At 46.3% G+C, this 15,133-nt stretch carries 13 protein-coding genes and 3 tRNA genes; 8 read left to right on the forward strand and 8 right to left on the reverse strand.

Annotated elements, in window-relative coordinates; genetic code table 11:
- Positions 1 to 299: 299 nt before the first annotated feature.
- Complete coding sequence (locus tag C9J01_RS07685; protein ID WP_146157067.1) at positions 300 to 638, forward strand: hypothetical protein; 339 nt, start codon at positions 300 to 302, stop codon at positions 636 to 638.
- 19 nt (positions 639 to 657) lie between these two features.
- Here the strand turns inward: C9J01_RS07685 and C9J01_RS07690 are convergent, their stop codons facing one another.
- From C9J01_RS07690 to C9J01_RS07705, 4 genes are all read right to left on the reverse strand, one after another.
- Positions 658 to 2,022, reverse strand: coding sequence for an ABC1 kinase family protein (locus tag C9J01_RS07690; RefSeq protein ID WP_107297564.1), 1,365 nt, complete (start codon positions 2,020 to 2,022; stop codon positions 658 to 660).
- A 209-nt stretch (positions 2,023 to 2,231) separates the two neighbouring features.
- A complete protein-coding gene (locus C9J01_RS07695) occupies positions 2,232 to 3,071 on the reverse strand; it encodes an energy-coupling factor transporter transmembrane component T family protein (protein WP_107297565.1) in 840 nt (279 codons plus the stop codon).
- On the reverse strand, positions 3,071 to 4,765 hold the full coding sequence (locus tag C9J01_RS07700; protein ID WP_107297566.1) for an ABC transporter ATP-binding protein: 1,695 nt from the start codon (positions 4,763 to 4,765) through the stop codon (positions 3,071 to 3,073). The genes C9J01_RS07695 and C9J01_RS07700 overlap by 1 nt, the downstream gene beginning before the upstream one ends.
- A gap of 3 nt (positions 4,766 to 4,768) precedes the next feature.
- Complete coding sequence (locus C9J01_RS07705; protein ID WP_107297567.1) at positions 4,769 to 5,320, reverse strand: ECF-type riboflavin transporter substrate-binding protein; 552 nt, start codon at positions 5,318 to 5,320, stop codon at positions 4,769 to 4,771.
- Positions 5,321 to 6,218: 898 nt separating this feature from the next.
- Between C9J01_RS07705 and uvrY the strand changes: the two genes are divergently transcribed.
- The 3 genes from uvrY to pgsA are packed head-to-tail and all read left to right on the forward strand — an operon-like array spanning position 6,219 to position 9,291.
- Positions 6,219 to 6,863: a UvrY/SirA/GacA family response regulator transcription factor gene (gene uvrY / locus C9J01_RS07710; protein WP_039468571.1), complete on the forward strand. Its 645-nt coding sequence runs from the start codon at positions 6,219 to 6,221 to the stop codon at positions 6,861 to 6,863.
- Positions 6,863 to 8,695, forward strand: a complete 1,833-nt coding sequence (gene uvrC / locus C9J01_RS07715; protein WP_107297568.1) for an excinuclease ABC subunit UvrC — start codon at positions 6,863 to 6,865, stop codon at positions 8,693 to 8,695. Before uvrY ends, uvrC begins: the two co-directional genes overlap by 1 nt.
- A gap of 38 nt (positions 8,696 to 8,733) precedes the next feature.
- Positions 8,734 to 9,291 carry a CDP-diacylglycerol--glycerol-3-phosphate 3-phosphatidyltransferase gene (gene pgsA, locus C9J01_RS07720; protein WP_107297569.1) on the forward strand — a complete coding sequence of 186 codons (558 nt, stop codon included), beginning with the start codon at positions 8,734 to 8,736 and terminating at the stop codon, positions 9,289 to 9,291.
- Between the two features lie 56 nt (positions 9,292 to 9,347).
- Here pgsA and C9J01_RS07725 read toward each other — a convergent pair whose 3' ends face one another.
- Positions 9,348 to 10,502: a family 16 glycosylhydrolase gene (locus C9J01_RS07725; RefSeq protein ID WP_158264506.1), complete on the reverse strand. Its 1,155-nt coding sequence runs from the start codon at positions 10,500 to 10,502 to the stop codon at positions 9,348 to 9,350.
- A 250-nt stretch (positions 10,503 to 10,752) separates the two neighbouring features.
- Between C9J01_RS07725 and C9J01_RS07730 the strand changes: the two genes are divergently transcribed.
- From C9J01_RS07730 to C9J01_RS30160, 4 genes are all read left to right on the forward strand, one after another.
- Positions 10,753 to 10,826, forward strand: a tRNA-Cys gene (locus tag C9J01_RS07730).
- A 3-nt stretch (positions 10,827 to 10,829) separates the two neighbouring features.
- Positions 10,830 to 10,905: transfer RNA gene (locus C9J01_RS07735), tRNA-Gly, on the forward strand.
- A 110-nt stretch (positions 10,906 to 11,015) separates the two neighbouring features.
- Positions 11,016 to 11,102, forward strand: a tRNA-Leu gene (locus C9J01_RS07740).
- A 684-nt stretch (positions 11,103 to 11,786) separates the two neighbouring features.
- Complete coding sequence (locus tag C9J01_RS30160; protein WP_107297571.1) at positions 11,787 to 12,092, forward strand: helix-turn-helix transcriptional regulator; 306 nt, start codon at positions 11,787 to 11,789, stop codon at positions 12,090 to 12,092.
- Between the two features lie 76 nt (positions 12,093 to 12,168).
- On the opposite strand, the gene C9J01_RS07750 is transcribed toward C9J01_RS30160, so the two are convergent.
- The 3 genes from C9J01_RS07750 to C9J01_RS07760 all read right to left on the reverse strand — a co-directional run bounded on the left by C9J01_RS07750 (position 12,169) and on the right by C9J01_RS07760 (position 15,124).
- Complete coding sequence (locus tag C9J01_RS07750) at positions 12,169 to 12,474, reverse strand: helix-turn-helix transcriptional regulator (protein WP_237156905.1); 306 nt, start codon at positions 12,472 to 12,474, stop codon at positions 12,169 to 12,171.
- A 283-nt stretch (positions 12,475 to 12,757) separates the two neighbouring features.
- On the reverse strand, positions 12,758 to 13,648 hold the full coding sequence (locus tag C9J01_RS07755) for an SIS domain-containing protein (RefSeq protein ID WP_201797810.1): 891 nt from the start codon (positions 13,646 to 13,648) through the stop codon (positions 12,758 to 12,760).
- A gap of 48 nt (positions 13,649 to 13,696) precedes the next feature.
- Complete coding sequence (locus C9J01_RS07760; RefSeq protein WP_107297572.1) at positions 13,697 to 15,124, reverse strand: glycoside hydrolase family 32 protein; 1,428 nt, start codon at positions 15,122 to 15,124, stop codon at positions 13,697 to 13,699.
- Positions 15,125 to 15,133 lie beyond the last annotated feature (9 nt).

Consider the following 15,133-nt stretch of genomic DNA (forward strand, 5'->3'; position numbering starts at 1 on the left):
TAAAAATTCATAGATTATTCAATGATCATCGCTTGAGGTTATATAAAATTATTTTAAATATTAATTTAACTTATGCTTCATGGTTTGGGTTACAAAAAATTGTTTGAGGTTTATGGGCGATAAAAATAAAAGTGGAATTAAATATGATAAAAGTCGTACGTGGTTTATTGAGCATTTCGTTAATAACATTGAAGTTGGTTCGCTCAGCTACGAGGTGATTATTGGTTCAGTTGGCATTAATTGAACATCATTCAATTGTTTGTCATCATAGTGTCAACGATAAGGTATGAGGTTGCATGATGATGAAAAATCTTATGAAGACAGGTCTATTGGGTTTAGCGCTAGGCGGTTCATTGCTTGTTGTCAGCTTAGAGCAAGATGCACCTCATGCGGGAGAGAATGCGATAGGATATTTCGCTAAGGAAACGACCTCCCAAGAGGGAGTTCGCCAAAACCTACTGGTTGAATCCCAACAACTCTATATGACGGAACTGTACCGTGCCCGCGAAAAATTGCAGTTTTTGGGCGAAGAAAACTCAGAGCTGTATCTTTCTATTGAAAATGCGATAGCCCTTAATGAAGAACTCTTTGACGATGCTGGATACTGGCGGGCCCATTACATGAACCCGTCTTCGTAGTCATTACCCAAGCCAAGGTTTAGCTTTGGCTGGTTGTCAGCAGATATGGTGAGAATATCTCCCGGACATTGACCCTGGCCTTCAGCCTGGCGGCGAGCAGGTACAACCCACCAAGTTTGCGGTGGAAGAAGATCGCATCAGCGGGTGGGGTATGCCAATAATTCTCTTTCATACTAAGTGCTGTACCGGCATCACGGATCCGGCGTGCTAAATCTGTCTGGCCAAAATCAAAAACACCATCCGTCATTATTGGCTCACAGGCTTCCAAGCATAACTCAATGACAGCATCTTGCTGTGAGGAAGTTATGGGTTGGCTGAAAAAGCCTATCTGGCGCAGTGCCGTGTTCATCACTGTTTTGTCATGTTCTAGTGCTGCACTGAGTAACAGTTGATAGCCTTGTGAAACATGGGCAGGATAGGCTCGTGTAGCACCGAAATCGAGCAAGACAAGTTGTTGAGACTGGTCGTTGTAAAGGAAATTTGCGAAGTTCGGATCGGTCTGCACCAACCTGAAAGAAAACATCTCCTTGAACAATAATTCGAAAGCAAGCTCCATAACATGGTCGCGGATGTGCTGTGGTTGATTGGTCAGTGACTCAACCGGCAGTCCCTCAACAAATTGCATCGCCAGGATGTTTTCTGTGGTTAAATCATCAAAGACATCCGGTATTTGGTAACGTGAATCAGGCGAGAGTAGTTGCTTGTATTGCTTAAGGAGATCCGCTTCAAGTTTATAGTCTGCTTCGGCATGAAGTTGCTTTTTAGCTTCCTCTAGCAAGTCTTGGTAATCGACATCTTTGGGGAGAAGCCCAGAAACCCGAAGTAGCGTCGCAACATTGTCAACATCACTATCAATACTCTCTTTGATGCCTGGGTATTGGATCTTGAGCGCAATCTTTTCCCCGCTCCAATTGGTGGCAGAATGGACTTGGCCGATGGAAGCGGCTGCAACGGGGTAGAATGAAAAGGTTTGAAATCTGTCTTGCCAGTCGATGTCCCATTCATGCTGCAATACGGCGTTAAGTTGGCTGATAGGCATGGCTTTGGCTTCGGCGCGTAATCGAGCGAGAAGTTCGGTTAACTCTGGTGGCAGTAGATCTCCGGCATCCATTGACAGGAGCTGTCCTACTTTCATTGCGGCCCCGCGTAACTGGGCTAGCTGCTCGGCAACCCTTTTGGCATTACCAGGAGTGAGCAATAACTCACTGGCTTTGGGACGGTTACCTTGGGCAAGTTGCTTTACCCCCTCGGTGACCATACTGCCTGCCACCCGGGTTGCTAATGAGCCGAGCTGACCCAGTCTCGATAGCCTTCCTTTGGGCACCTTTGCATACTCTCTAGCTGTTCCTTGTTTGCCTTTATTGATGATTGTCTCCGTCTTCATATCTCGCTACCCATTAACCTCATTTACTGAGATTACGTGTTGCTGCCGAACTTAGTTCATATAGCAAGGTTAACCGGAACGACTAGGAAGTAAATATTATGTGAAGATTAGGCGGTGTGTAGTACTAGCGCCCAGAAATGGATAATAAAAAGGCCAGCATGTGTGATGCTAGCCTTTAGAGCATGTTTACTTGGCGTTCATACCAAACGTTAGAACGGGTACCAGAAAAGCTGCTCAGCGTGATAGCGGTTGGCGAAACCCAGCGCCAATATCACTGCGATAGTGAACAATACTGCGAAATCTGCTTTGGCCATCGGCTTAAGGCTGTACCAGCTCCGGCGCTTATGTTGGCCGAAACCACGTAATGTCATGGCATTTGAGATCACTTCTGCGCGGTCAAGGCTGGAGAAAATCAATGGCCCGAGGATTTTCGCTACGTTTTTGATACGTGTAAACACTGGGGCATTTTTAGAGATATCAACGCCACGCGCCTGCTGGGCATGCATGATGTTAATGAAGTCCTTGGTGACTTCTGGCAAATAGCGCAATGTTAGGCTAACTGCATAGGCGATACGGTAGGGGACGCCTAGCTTGTTTAAGCTCGCCGAAAACTCCGTTGGGTGGGTCGTAAATACAAACACCAAAGCAACGGGGAACATGCTGAAATATTTCAGTGTGACCGTGACTAAGTAAAACAGGGTTTCCTGAGTGAGTGAATAGTTACCTGGCAGGGTAAGCAACACTGTCTGGGTTCCCATGTACTCCTCGCCCTGTTGTGGCGCAATCAAGAACATAAACAGCGCGTTGAGCAATAGGACGGTGACCGTACCTGTCATGAGGGTTTTGTAGTTGGCAAATGGCACGCGCGAAAGTCGCAGCAATGCAAAGCCGACCAAAATCATGGCAATAATGATACGGACATCAAAGGTCATCAAGACCATGGAGACCCAGGCCATGAACAGGATGAACTTGGTGATCCCGTTTAGCGCATGTAGCGGTGAGCCGGTATTGATATAGCTAATACCGAATTTTATCTTATTGGTTTTCATTAGTTCGAGCCTGCCTCATGCTGGATGAAGCAACGGATAAAGTGATCAATACGTTCGATACCCAAGCAGGAAGCCAGTGTATACAAACTTGTGACGGTCAGGTTCGCTTGCTGGAGTAGAGCCGGTTGGCTAAACACTTCATTGACGGCGGAATCGGCCAACAGTTTGCTGTCAGCGATAACGATAGCGCGCTGGGTGTACTCCAGTACCAAATGCATGTCATGGGAGATGATCAAAATGGTGATCCCAAGCTTTTGGTTTAGCTCCTTGATAAAGCTCATCATCGCCGTGTAGTGGTGGTAGTCCTGACCTGCTGTTGGCTCATCAAGGATCAGCAACTTGGGTTCCAACACCAGAATCGTTGCGATGGTGACACGCTTTTTTTGGCCATAGCTCAACGCGTCGATTGGCCAGTGGCGATAGCGATCCAAGCCACATAGTTTCAGTGTTTCCAATACCTTGGTTTCAACTTCGGACTCAGCCACCCCACGGTTACGTAAGCCTGAGGCAACCTCGTCGAAAATCATATGATGGGAAATCATATGGTTCGGGTTCTGCAATACGATGCCAATATCCTGGCTTCGATCGAAGATAGAGCAGGTTGCTAGGTCTCGGCCTTCAAAGCTGATGCTGCCTGTGTCCGGCTCTAGGACCCCCATGATTAAGCGGGTTATGGTTGATTTCCCTGAACCGTTCTTACCTAAGATAGAGACAAACTCACCTTGGTTTATGGTAAAGCTGACATTATCGAGGGTCTGGCGATCGCCATCGTATGAATAACTGAGGTCTTTGACCTCGAGTAGGGGGGAGCCCTGAGTTTCAGTGGTGACTAGGTCACCTTGCTGAAACCAGTCCATAACCTGCGGCTTGAATCGCTCTATATCGAGTGTCGATAGGTAAGCGGGTTTGTCTGCTTCGTTGATCTCACAACCGGCCGCTTTCAAAGCAGAAAGGTAAAGGGGTTCGCGGATCCCGTGTTTTGCCAACAGTGGGCTGGCTAGCAGTTCGTCTGGTGTCAGGTTGGCAACGATCTCGCCACGCTCCATTAAGATGATGCGATCAGCCTGACAGTGCAGGACATCTTCAAGGCGGTGCTCGATAATGACTACAGTTTTGCCCGTTTCGCGGTGCAGGCGATCAATAATCTCGATGGTTGATTTGCCCGTCTTAGGGTCAAGGCTCGCGAGTGGCTCATCAAATAGCAGGATATCGACATCATCGACCATAACACCCGCAAGGGATACTCGTTGCTTTTGGCCACCACTGAGATCGAAAGGAGACAGATGAAGCATATCGTCTAGCTCCATCATTGTTGCCGTTTCTTCTACCACTTGACGCATTGGGCCTGGAGCCACCATTTGGTTCTCAAGAGCAAAGGCAATATCTTCGCCGATGCTCAAACCAACAAACTGACCATCGGTGTCTTGCAGTACCGTACCAACCATGCCAGTACACTGGTGAAGATCCATGTTCTGGGTTTCTTTGCCATTGATTTTCAGGCTGCCAGTAATATCACCCTTTACCGAGAATGGGATCAAACCATTTAGGCATTGGCCCAAGGTGGATTTGCCGCTACCGCTTGGTCCGACAATGACAACTTTCTCACCCTGATTAATGGTCAGGTTGATGTTTTTTAGGGTTGGCTTTTGTAGCGCCCAATATTTGAATGAGAAGTCTGTAAACTGGATGGACATCGTTTATTCGGCCTCGATCAAGTTGTAGCTTTGTTGCTTGCGTTTGGCGACGGCAGTCAGGATAAAGTGGCCGACAATTGCAATCAGCACGGTGTTACCGGCAGCAATGATAGTTAGCTGCGCCAAAACCTTGGTAAATGGTTCGGCATAGAGGACGGCGTCAAGAAAAGCAGAGCAGCCATAGCCGACGACATTACCGATGAAAGCAAGGATAACGAATAGGCAGAAGTCGAGCTTGGAGAACAGCCCTTTTTCGATTCGTTCTTTGGTGATTTTTGGATAAAAGCCAATAACTAGGCCCACAATACCTGAGCCGAGTACCCAGGTGACCCATACGCCCCAACCAGCAAAAAGGTCGGTCACCCAGTGGCCGATGAAACCGACAAGAAAGCCGACCAGAGGGCCGAAAAGCACCCCGAACAAGGCAAGTACTGCCATTGCGGGTTTGAGAGTGGTATTTGCGAAGACAGGAATACCAAACATAGGTAGACCACCAATACCATATAAGGCTGCACCGATTGCGATGAGCACAACTGTCTTGGCAGAGAGATTCATGACATAACCTTTTAAAGCTCTTGGGTATTTGCTTGTACATTGCCGGCCACAAGGCTGCTTCGCGATATCCAAAAGAAAACCCACATTACGTGTCGGGTTTGTACTGCAAAAATCCATATTTAAGCAAGAGCAGTTATGCCGGCAGGCATAAGGACGCGCCATAATACATGAACAAGGAACAGAAAGGAAACCTCTACATCTAGACGTCTAACTCTTAGCCAGATCTGCCTTTCCTGCTGTTGAGGTGAACATTGCCGAACATTATTACGTAGTAAAAAGGGTGTTGCATGAACAATGAGTTACAGCAACAGGTGCAGATGAGAGTTTTTCTACGGCTTGCCTTTTTAAATAGGCAGTGATGAGCAATACTTTATACAAGAGAGTCATTTTTATCTTGGCCTTCAAAATTGACTCCCCAACAGAAGGAGAGGTATCTCGAAAGGTAGAATATAGCGGTGCAGTTTTTTGCAAATGATTTTTGTAGCTTGCCGAAAAAACAGCAAATTGTAGTAAGTAATTGCTTTTTTTAAGCTTTGGTGAAAAAAATATAAATAGACACTACTTATGGATAGTTGATTTAACTTATTGATTGTCACAATATTATGACAGCTTAGAGCTATCTTTTTGAGATAAATCTAACTAATTGGATAACATGAATATTTCACTTTATTTTTTTCGAAATATAGTAAATACTGCTGTCCGAGCTATTTTATTTTGAAGCTTGTAAAAATTGACAAATCATTGTTTTGTCAAGTCTTAACTTACCGCGAAAACATGCGCTGTTACACAGAAACTGCATGAGATCCGATGGGAAGTTAAGGTAGAATTGGGTAATATCAGTAACAGCTATCCCGCCATCTCGGCTGGGTGCAGAGCCAAATCATATTGGAGATACAGCTTGATTAATGTATTCCTTGTAGATGATCACGAACTGGTTCGCACAGGGATCCGACGTCTGCTTGAAGACGTCCGTGGTATAAAAGTGGTAGGGGAAGCCGACAGTGGTGAAGAAGCCGTAAAGTGGTGCCGTAACTCGCATGCGGACATCATTCTTATGGATATGAACATGCCTGGTATCGGTGGCCTTGAAGCGACACGTAAAATTTTGCGCTTTAGTCCTGATGTCAAAATTATCGTTTTGACGATTCATACAGAAAACCCGTTCCCGACCAAGGTGATGCAGGCAGGCGCAGCAGGTTACCTAACCAAAGGTGCCGGCCCTGACGAAATGATTAATGCAATCCGTATGGTCAACAGCGGGCAGCGTTATATTTCACCAGAAATTGCGCAACAGATGGCATTGAGCCAGTTTGCTCCGGATTCAGAGAACCCTTTCAAAGATCTTTCTGAGCGTGAACTTCAGATTATGATGATGATCACCAAAGGCCAGAAAGTGACCGATATTTCAGAACAACTGAACCTGAGCCCGAAGACTGTAAACAGTTACCGTTACCGTCTATTTAACAAGCTGGACATCAATGGTGATGTTGAGTTGACCCACCTTGCAATTCGCCACGGAATGTTAGACACAGAGACGTTGTAGTGTCGGAACAGTTTGACGCAAAAAGTTTTCTAAAAACAGTAACTCATCAGCCAGGTGTATACCGAATGTATGACTTGGCCGATGAGGTTATCTATGTTGGAAAGGCCAAAGATCTTAAAAAGCGCCTTTCCAGTTACTTCCGGGCCAATGTGGCCGGGGAGAAAACCAGAGCACTGGTTAAAAATATCGCCAAGGTCGATGTCACCGTTACCCATACAGAAACGGAAGCGCTGATCCTTGAGCACAACTACATCAAGCTATACCTGCCTAAATATAATGTCCTGCTCCGGGACGATAAGTCATATCCCTATATTTTCCTCAGTGCTTCTGCTCATCCGCGCCTGTCGATGCACCGGGGTGCCAAGAAGCGCAAAGGTGAGTATTTCGGGCCATATCCAGATGGTGGGGCCGTTAGGGAAAGCTTGCACCTGCTCCAGAAAATCTTCCCAATCCGTCAGTGTGAAGACTCGGTATATGCTAACCGCAGTCGCCCTTGCCTGATGTATCAGATTGGCCGCTGCTTGGGGCCGTGTGTCAAAGGATTGGTGAGCGACGAAGATTACGAAGAGCAGGTTAATTATGTCCGGATGTTCCTAAAGGGCAAGGACCGGCAGGTGATCACGTCGATGGTCGAGAAAATGGAGCTGGCCAGCCAGCAACTAGCATTCGAGAAAGCGGCGACTTACCGTGATCAGATCCAGGCACTAAGGCGTGTGCAGGAGCAACAGTTCGTTAGCCATGATAGTGACGATGATCTTGATGTTGTTGGTATTGCCTATGAAAACGGCATGGCGTGTATCCATGCACTCTATATCCGGCAGGGTAAAATCCTCGGTAGCCGAAGCTATTTCCCGAAAATGCCGGTTGATGCTGAGATCACCGAGGTGCTATCGAGTTTTGTCTCCCAGTTCTACCTCAATCAGGCTGAGGGAAGGGTTATACCGAGTGAAATCCTATTGGGGGAAGCGCTTGGTGACGAACAGGCGGTGATTGCTGAGACGTTGACGGAGTTGGCAGGCCGCAAGATTGTTATTAAATCCAGCACGCGTGGTAATAAAGCCAAGTTCCAACGTTTGGCGCAAACCAATGCCAGAACAGCACTGACGAGTAAGCTGAGCCACCGGATGACTGTTCATCAACGTTTCACTGCCTTGCGCGAAGCGCTACAGCTTAATCGCCTTGAACGGATGGAATGTTTTGATATTAGCCACACCATGGGGGAAAAGACAGTTGCCTCTTGTGTTGTGTTTAACCAAGATGGGCCATTGAAGCAAGAGTATCGTCGCTATAACATTTCAGGTATTACCGGCGGTGATGATTATGCTGCTATGGCACAGGCTTTAGAGCGTAGGTATGGCTCACAAGTCGATCCGGATAGAATTCCTGATATTATTTTTATCGATGGGGGTAGAGGTCAGCTGTCAAGAGCGTATGATGTAGTTAACCCATTGATGGCTGAGTGGCCTAAGCGCTCGATCCTCGTGGGTGTAGCCAAGGGGACCACCCGTAAGCCGGGGTTGGAAACTTTGCTGCTGACAACAGGTGAAGAATTTTCGATGCCTGCAGACTCCCCAGCGTTGCATTTAATTCAACATATCAGGGATGAGAGTCACAATCATGCAATCAGTGGTCACCGTGCCCAGCGTGCAAAAGTGAGAAAACGTAGTGCCTTGGAAGACATCGAGGGGATTGGCCCGAAACGTCGCCAAGCATTGCTCAAGTATATGGGTGGCTTACAGGAACTGAAGAAAGCTAGCAGAGAAGAAATCGCTAAGGTGCCAGGCATCAGTCGTGCCATGGCAGAAAAAATTTATGACGCGCTGAATCATTAGGCCAGCGTGGTACATCTACACAATAAGAACGAACAATTATGCGTTTAACAATTCCGAACATCCTAAGCTTCATACGGTTAATTTTGATTCCATTTTTTGTGATCACCTTTTACCTACCGTATAGCTGGTCCCCATTTGCAACAGCTTTGATTTTCCTGGTAGCCGGTATTACTGATTGGTTTGATGGCTACCTGGCCCGAAAGTTGAACCAGACGACCCGCTTTGGTGCTTTTATCGACCCTGTGGCGGATAAAGTGATGGTTGCAGCGGCTATGGTGCTTGTCGTTGAACACTTCAATTCCGTATGGGTAACTATTCCTGCGATTACCATGATTGGTCGCGAGATCATCATTTCGGCCCTACGTGAGTGGATGGCCGAGCTTGGCAAGCGTTCCAGCGTTGCAGTGTCTTGGGTCGGCAAGGTGAAGACCGGTGCCCAGATGGTCGCATTGCTGCTCTTGCTATGGCATCCGAATGAGTGGTTGGTGTGGATTGGTTACATTGCACTGTATGTGGCGATGATCCTGACATACTGGTCGATGTATATTTATCTCAAAGCGGCCAAGCATGATTTGCTCAATTCGGAGCACCTGTAAGTTTCATCGCATTGGTTTGATGAAGAAAAGCGGCTACTAAGCCGCTTTTCTTTTATCTAAGGAATCTCAACCTCAGAGCATTTAGGCTCATCATTGCCCGATGTCCACGAATAGCCGGCCTTGGATAGGCTTGTTACGCAGAACTGGAAAGTACCAGAGCCTGAGCGGCTACGCCGGGAGTAGAATAATGCCGAACCCGTTTGATCTGTGACTTTTTCCCCGTCACCATCATTAACAATACCAGACCATTCACCGGTAATTGTAACGCCTTCTATTCGTTGCCCGTTGTTATCAGCGACTGTTACGGTTGCTGAAGCTTGGGTAGCTTTATTGTTAAGTGAGATATTGTGGGCAGAGATCGTTAGGCTGTTAGTCGGTGATGGAGGCGGTGGCTCTGGCGAATCAAAATTACAATCACTCCCTTCAGTAAAGCGGACATTCTTGAACTCCCCAAGTACCGGTATCATAGGGTAGGTAAATTCTCCGGCCCAGCCCGAAGCACTTGCATCCACGGGCCACATATTCATCATTATTTTGTGTGTACCGTCAGAGACTTTAGGGGTCGGGTCATTGGATGTACTGATAACGCTATACACCAACTGTTTGTTGATGTACCAATTGATACCTGTTTCACTCCAGTCAAAGGCATAATGGTTGAATGATTTCGATGCATCAAAGCCTAGCTCGATGATTTTTTCGTGGCCGTTGGCATACTGGTCATCATTAGTCCAGAAGTTGAATTGAACCACATTGGTATCATTACCGAGGAACTCTATGTCAATTTCATTGTGCTGGCCATTGCCTCCCCGAACGTTATCGTAAGGGCCCATAAAGGTAAAAAAGGCGCTGACAACACCACTGACGGCTGCAGGCCTCATCTCGACTTCATAACAGCCGTAGCCGTAAAAATTAGAGGTTCGCAGTTCACCTGAAGTGTAGTCATATCCCAGTAATGGGGCATCGCTGAGCACAATGCCCAACCCATCGCTGCTGAAATCCAAGGCTGCTGAAGACCACGCGTTTAAGAATGGAGAACCATTAGCCCATCCGTCAGCGGCCTGCCAATGGCCGGTATCAAACGATGTCAGCGCGTCACTGAAGCTTGGCGCTGAAGTGATTTCAGTGCTGTTTCCTTTACCTGGTGGAGGAGCAGCAAGGCTGATACTGGGGATTAGCAATAGCAAAGATGAAAATATAGAGTAATAACGCATGGAACCCTCATTAAACAACTTAAAAGGCGAGGAAAATATAGTTGAAGATGGTTGTTTCATAGTTGGTAATACTCTGAGAAATGAGAATATCTCATGAGACTTGATGAACTATTGGCCGCTTTGTGTTGTTTTTTAAGACGATTGGTTGAAAATGAATCGAACGATTTGGTTTTTATGATTTTTTTCGTGACACCAAATTTGAGATGTGTAAAATGGCTGCCATACCAACGGGGATGACCCGGAAGGTAACGGCGCGTTGGCAGAGTGGCTATGCAGCGGATTGCAAATCCGTGGACCTCGGTTCGACTCCGGGACGCGCCTCCATTTGCGACACTAGCTCAGTTGGTAGAGCGCAACCTTGCCAAGGTTGAGGTCACGAGTTCGAACCTCGTGTGTCGCTCCAAATTTAGGGAAGATGTGCTCACACGAGGAACCTCGTGTACCAGTCGGCCACGTCTCTCCAAATTTAAAGATGGTGTTTACTGTACTAAACGGCATCGCAAAGAATTGCGTGCCCTGGTGGTGGAATTGGTAGACACAAGGGATTTAAAATCCCTCGACGTTCGCGTTGTGCCGGTTCAAGTCCGGCCCGGGGCACCATCTCATTAGAGCCCACAAGCTTTGCTTGTGGGCTTTTTTGTATCTGCTTTCTAGCATCATTGCTAACCAACAGCCTTCATTTTACCTGCTACTTCACAGTGAATCTGCCTAGGCATCCCGCCGTTTGTTCACGCTATAGAGCCCCCAAATACCCTCATCCAACTTTTGTTCAATTCATGCCTAGCTGCCCATAATTTCTGCACAGCAATAATAACGATGAGAACCGGTTAGTTTGGGAAAGGAACAAAGTATTAGATGCGAACAAAGAAGGGAAGTATGAGTAACGTGCAGTTGAGACACCGGGAAAGAAAAAGCCGTCGTACAAAAAGGGTACGACGGTAAAAGAATGTAGAACTCTTGATAAGGCTTAAATCATCAAGATGGGCACATTATGGCATAATACGCCGTAGTATCAATAAAAATGATGTAAAGATTTGTTTGGATAAGAAAAAGTGCTTTTGTGCTAGCAAGCGTTTGATTGTCATGGTTATAATGAAAAACACCCTGCACTTACTGTTGATAATGTGATATTGGTTGAATAATTTACATGTATTTCGAATGAAAGTATAATTCCTTCACATTGAGAATGTTTTGTTCGTTTAAATCATTCTGCACCATATGGTGGCAATTAGTTACTTTCACTCGGAGCGTTTGAAAGTATTGAAAATAAATCGGTAAGGATAGATGCAACTTAATAACTATGAACCTGAGTTTCTAGCCCACAGAATTAAAACCCTTCGTGAGTTTCGTGGCAAAACACAAATTCAGGTCGCCAAATGTATTAATGTTTCGAGAAGGACCTATATAGACATAGAATCAAACAAATCAGATATTAAGCTGTCGACGCTTTATCGGATTTGTAATTGTCTAAAGTGCGAAATTACCGATGTACTGGGAATCTCAAAAAGAGACAATGATTCGGGTATGGGAAATCGAATTATTGAGATTTTTGAAAACAATGGCTTGATGGTTGTCAATAACTCCAAATAGCATACTCTGCGATAGCCAAGATAAGCGATTAAGACGTATGTCCTAAGCTCATCCTGGCTGCTTATCCTAAGCGACTCTACGCCTCACTCTTGGTGTCAATGAGTGAAATCCCACCTTCTGACAGCATATTTACTATCTTATCTCCTGATAGAAGAGGTTGGCTGGGTTCATGTAAAAGCTCAACAACGTTACAGCCGAGGCAATCTGCAATCTTGAGTAACGTCTTCACTTTCAAAGAGGTCTTGTTGGATTCAATGTCTAGAATTGTCTTTCTCGACACCCCGATACATTGGGCCATATCTGATTGAGTTAATCCTTTGATCTCACGGAGTTGCTTGATATTAAATGCGATTACTTCACAGTAGTAATCATAAGCTAGCATTGTAATAGTCCCTGCTAATTGCGGATGCTGACAAATTAAAATAATTCCGCAGTATTTGATTGTAGTATTTTTATTGTGTACGTTAATTATATTTTGTTACGGTAATTTGTATATTAAAAATAAAACAAATCTACAGTGAATTATTAGAATTGTAGGGGGAGTAACTCAATGTCATCAATTACCCACATGAAGTGATATTTATTGCACGCTTAATTGCACATTAATGAAGAGAAAATAAACCCCACATCAATGGTGGGGTTAGATAATACTATGGCTGTATGGCCTATCGGTGCAGGAGAGCGACAGCTTTGGTCGTTTTTTCGAGGTTATCCTCTACTTGCTCTGGGATTTTTCCAGCGATAGTGGCGTACAGACTATCAATCATTGCCAATTTGACTAAACGTGCCGTGCCGTTTTTGCCCAGCAGGGGTTCGGGAGAGGCTGGGGCATACAGCGGATAATCAGAAAGCTGGGAAAGCTCGGCGTGGTAGTTGTTGGTGATGGAAATAATTTTGGCGCCGGACTGCTTAGCTAAACGGACAGCATCCATCAAGTCAACGGTTTGGCCAGAGTGAGAAACAACCAATACAACATCGCTGCTGCTCAGTACGCTGGCAGACATTAGCATCAGGTGCCTATCGCGAGGAACTGACGCTCGCATACCGAAACGCAACAGCTTATGTTGGAAGTCTTCACAGATGATGGTTGAACCGCCAGCGGCATAAAGCTCGATGTTCTTGGCATTGACGATGGCATCAGCCGCTGCACTTACCATCTTGGCATCAACGAAGTTGAGGATCTCGGTCAGGGCGTTGATAGAGTTCTGCAGCACCTTGGTGATGATCTGCTCGCAAGAATCATCCGGCTCCAACTGCTCACTAGCTAAAAAGGTATCTGACTGGTGCTGGGCATTGAGAGCATCTTTCAATTGCTTGAAGCCGCTGAACCCAAGCTTTTTCGATACTTTCACGATTAAGGCAGTAGATACCCCCAGGCGTTCGGCGACTTCTTTTATAGACGTAGACTTTTGTAAAAAGTGCGGCTTTAAAAAGTTTTCCGCGATCGACTGCTCGGTGCGAGTGAGCGAGGGAAGGCGCATGCGAATATTTGGAATTACTTGGTTAAGATCCACAGACAGTATCATTCCTTTTGAAGCAATCGCATCATTATACATAGTGACCCTCGATTAGTCATGGAGGCTACTGGACGTAGCCTCCTTGGATTAGGCTGACAATTGCCAATGGGTGGCTGCTATCTCTTTGTTGCTTGAGAGCTCAAAGCCAATATTCATCTCTTCACCCAGCCCGAGACCGAAGAAGCGGGATGTCGATACTGCAACACCGCCATTGATAAATACTTCAATTGAAGAGTGATCACGGAGTAGGTGAAGTGAATTCACTGTTCCCTGCCAGATGATGGATTCCCATTCGGCTGTTTTAAGGTTTTTGCGCCAGGTGACGAGCCCATTTGGGTTGGATTCGATATAGAAATCATCAGCAATATCCAGCCTGATGTTGGCCCCCTCTAGTTGTTCAAGGATGAGTTCGGCAGATAGGCCGGAGAATTGCTGGTTAAGCCCAGTAAATTGCAACTGATCATGGCGAAGGGCTTCTAGTTCCTTAACCGGTTTTTGTACAAGGGTATTATCACGAATGGTCAGCTCCCGGGCACAGGTCATCTGGTGGATCCAACCTAGCTCGATAGTGGGTTGGTAGGGCTCAAACTCGTCGGGTTTGCCCATCCAGCCAAACAGAATACGGCGGCCTGCTTCATCTTCGAAAGTTTGCGGGGCATAGAAGTCAAAGCCATGATCCATCAAGACACCATTGCTGTGCTCGAAGCTTGCTGTCTGGTGGTCGAAGTTACCGATATGGTAAGTCACATCAAAGGTTTCAACTTTTTTGCCGCCTTTTTCAACCCAGTTTTTCGGACAGGTGATCAGGACATATTTATCATCAAGTGGTAACAAGTCGGGGCATTCGAGCATGAAATCATCAGATTGTTGGCTGCCAACGCCATCACCAAAGATCTCCCCGATCATTTCCCAGTTGTTGAGATCATCAGAGCGGTAAGTAATGACTTTGCCACGGTAGTTAAGATCTTCAGCACCGAGCACCATGTAAAAGGCATCTTGGTATTGCCAGACTTTAGGATCCCGAACATGGCCGCTGTATCCTTCGGGCAGGGGCAGCACGATCCCTTGCTTTTCAACCTGTTTGCCGGCCTCGAGAGTGGCCCGGCATTGGTATGCGGTCCTTCCGCCTTGTTCAAACTTCACATTACCGGTATAGAAAAGCTCTAGCTTACCGTCGACTACTAGGCCTGAGCCTGAATAACAACCGTGAGTTTCATACTCTTCTGTTGGCGCGAGGGCTAACGGTTGATGGGACCAGTTGATTAAATCTTTACTGGTTGCATGGCCCCAGGCTTTAGCTCCATGCTGGCAGGCTTTAGGGTTCCACTGGTAGAAAAGGTGGTACTCACCGTTGAAGTGGGCAAGACCGTTAGGATCGTTGAGTAAACCAAACTGCGGGGCGAAGTGCCAAGCCGGGCGGAACGGGTCATTAATTGACTGTGATGACTGGTTCATGGCGATGGCAAGTACGTCATTGATGTATCGCTGATCGGCGTTAGCGGTTGTTGTTTTCATTGGATCTCC

Source organism: Photobacterium rosenbergii (genome assembly GCF_003026455.1).
Taxonomy (GTDB): domain Bacteria; phylum Pseudomonadota; class Gammaproteobacteria; order Enterobacterales; family Vibrionaceae; genus Photobacterium; species Photobacterium rosenbergii.

Bases quoted from the DNA above. Each gene is read 5' to 3' on its own strand.
- pgsA (WP_107297569.1), top strand. From the start codon at position 8,734: ATGCGTTTAACAATTCCGAACATCCTAAGCTTCATACGGTTAATTTTG.
- C9J01_RS07750 (WP_237156905.1), bottom strand. From the start codon at position 12,474: ATGCTAGCTTATGATTACTACTGTGAAGTAATCGCATTTAATATCAAG.
- C9J01_RS07700 (WP_107297566.1), bottom strand. From the start codon at position 4,765: ATGTCCATCCAGTTTACAGACTTCTCATTCAAATATTGGGCGCTACAA.
- C9J01_RS07755 (WP_201797810.1), bottom strand. From the start codon at position 13,648: ATGTATAATGATGCGATTGCTTCAAAAGGAATGATACTGTCTGTGGAT.
- C9J01_RS30160 (WP_107297571.1), top strand. From the start codon at position 11,787: ATGCAACTTAATAACTATGAACCTGAGTTTCTAGCCCACAGAATTAAA.
- C9J01_RS07705 (WP_107297567.1), bottom strand. From the start codon at position 5,320: ATGAATCTCTCTGCCAAGACAGTTGTGCTCATCGCAATCGGTGCAGCC.
- C9J01_RS07760 (WP_107297572.1), bottom strand. From the start codon at position 15,124: ATGAAAACAACAACCGCTAACGCCGATCAGCGATACATCAATGACGTA.
- C9J01_RS07725 (WP_158264506.1), bottom strand. From the start codon at position 10,502: ATGCGTTATTACTCTATATTTTCATCTTTGCTATTGCTAATCCCCAGT.
- C9J01_RS07685 (WP_146157067.1), top strand. From the start codon at position 300: ATGATGAAAAATCTTATGAAGACAGGTCTATTGGGTTTAGCGCTAGGC.
- C9J01_RS07695 (WP_107297565.1), bottom strand. From the start codon at position 3,071: ATGAAAACCAATAAGATAAAATTCGGTATTAGCTATATCAATACCGGC.
- C9J01_RS07690 (WP_107297564.1), bottom strand. From the start codon at position 2,022: ATGAAGACGGAGACAATCATCAATAAAGGCAAACAAGGAACAGCTAGA.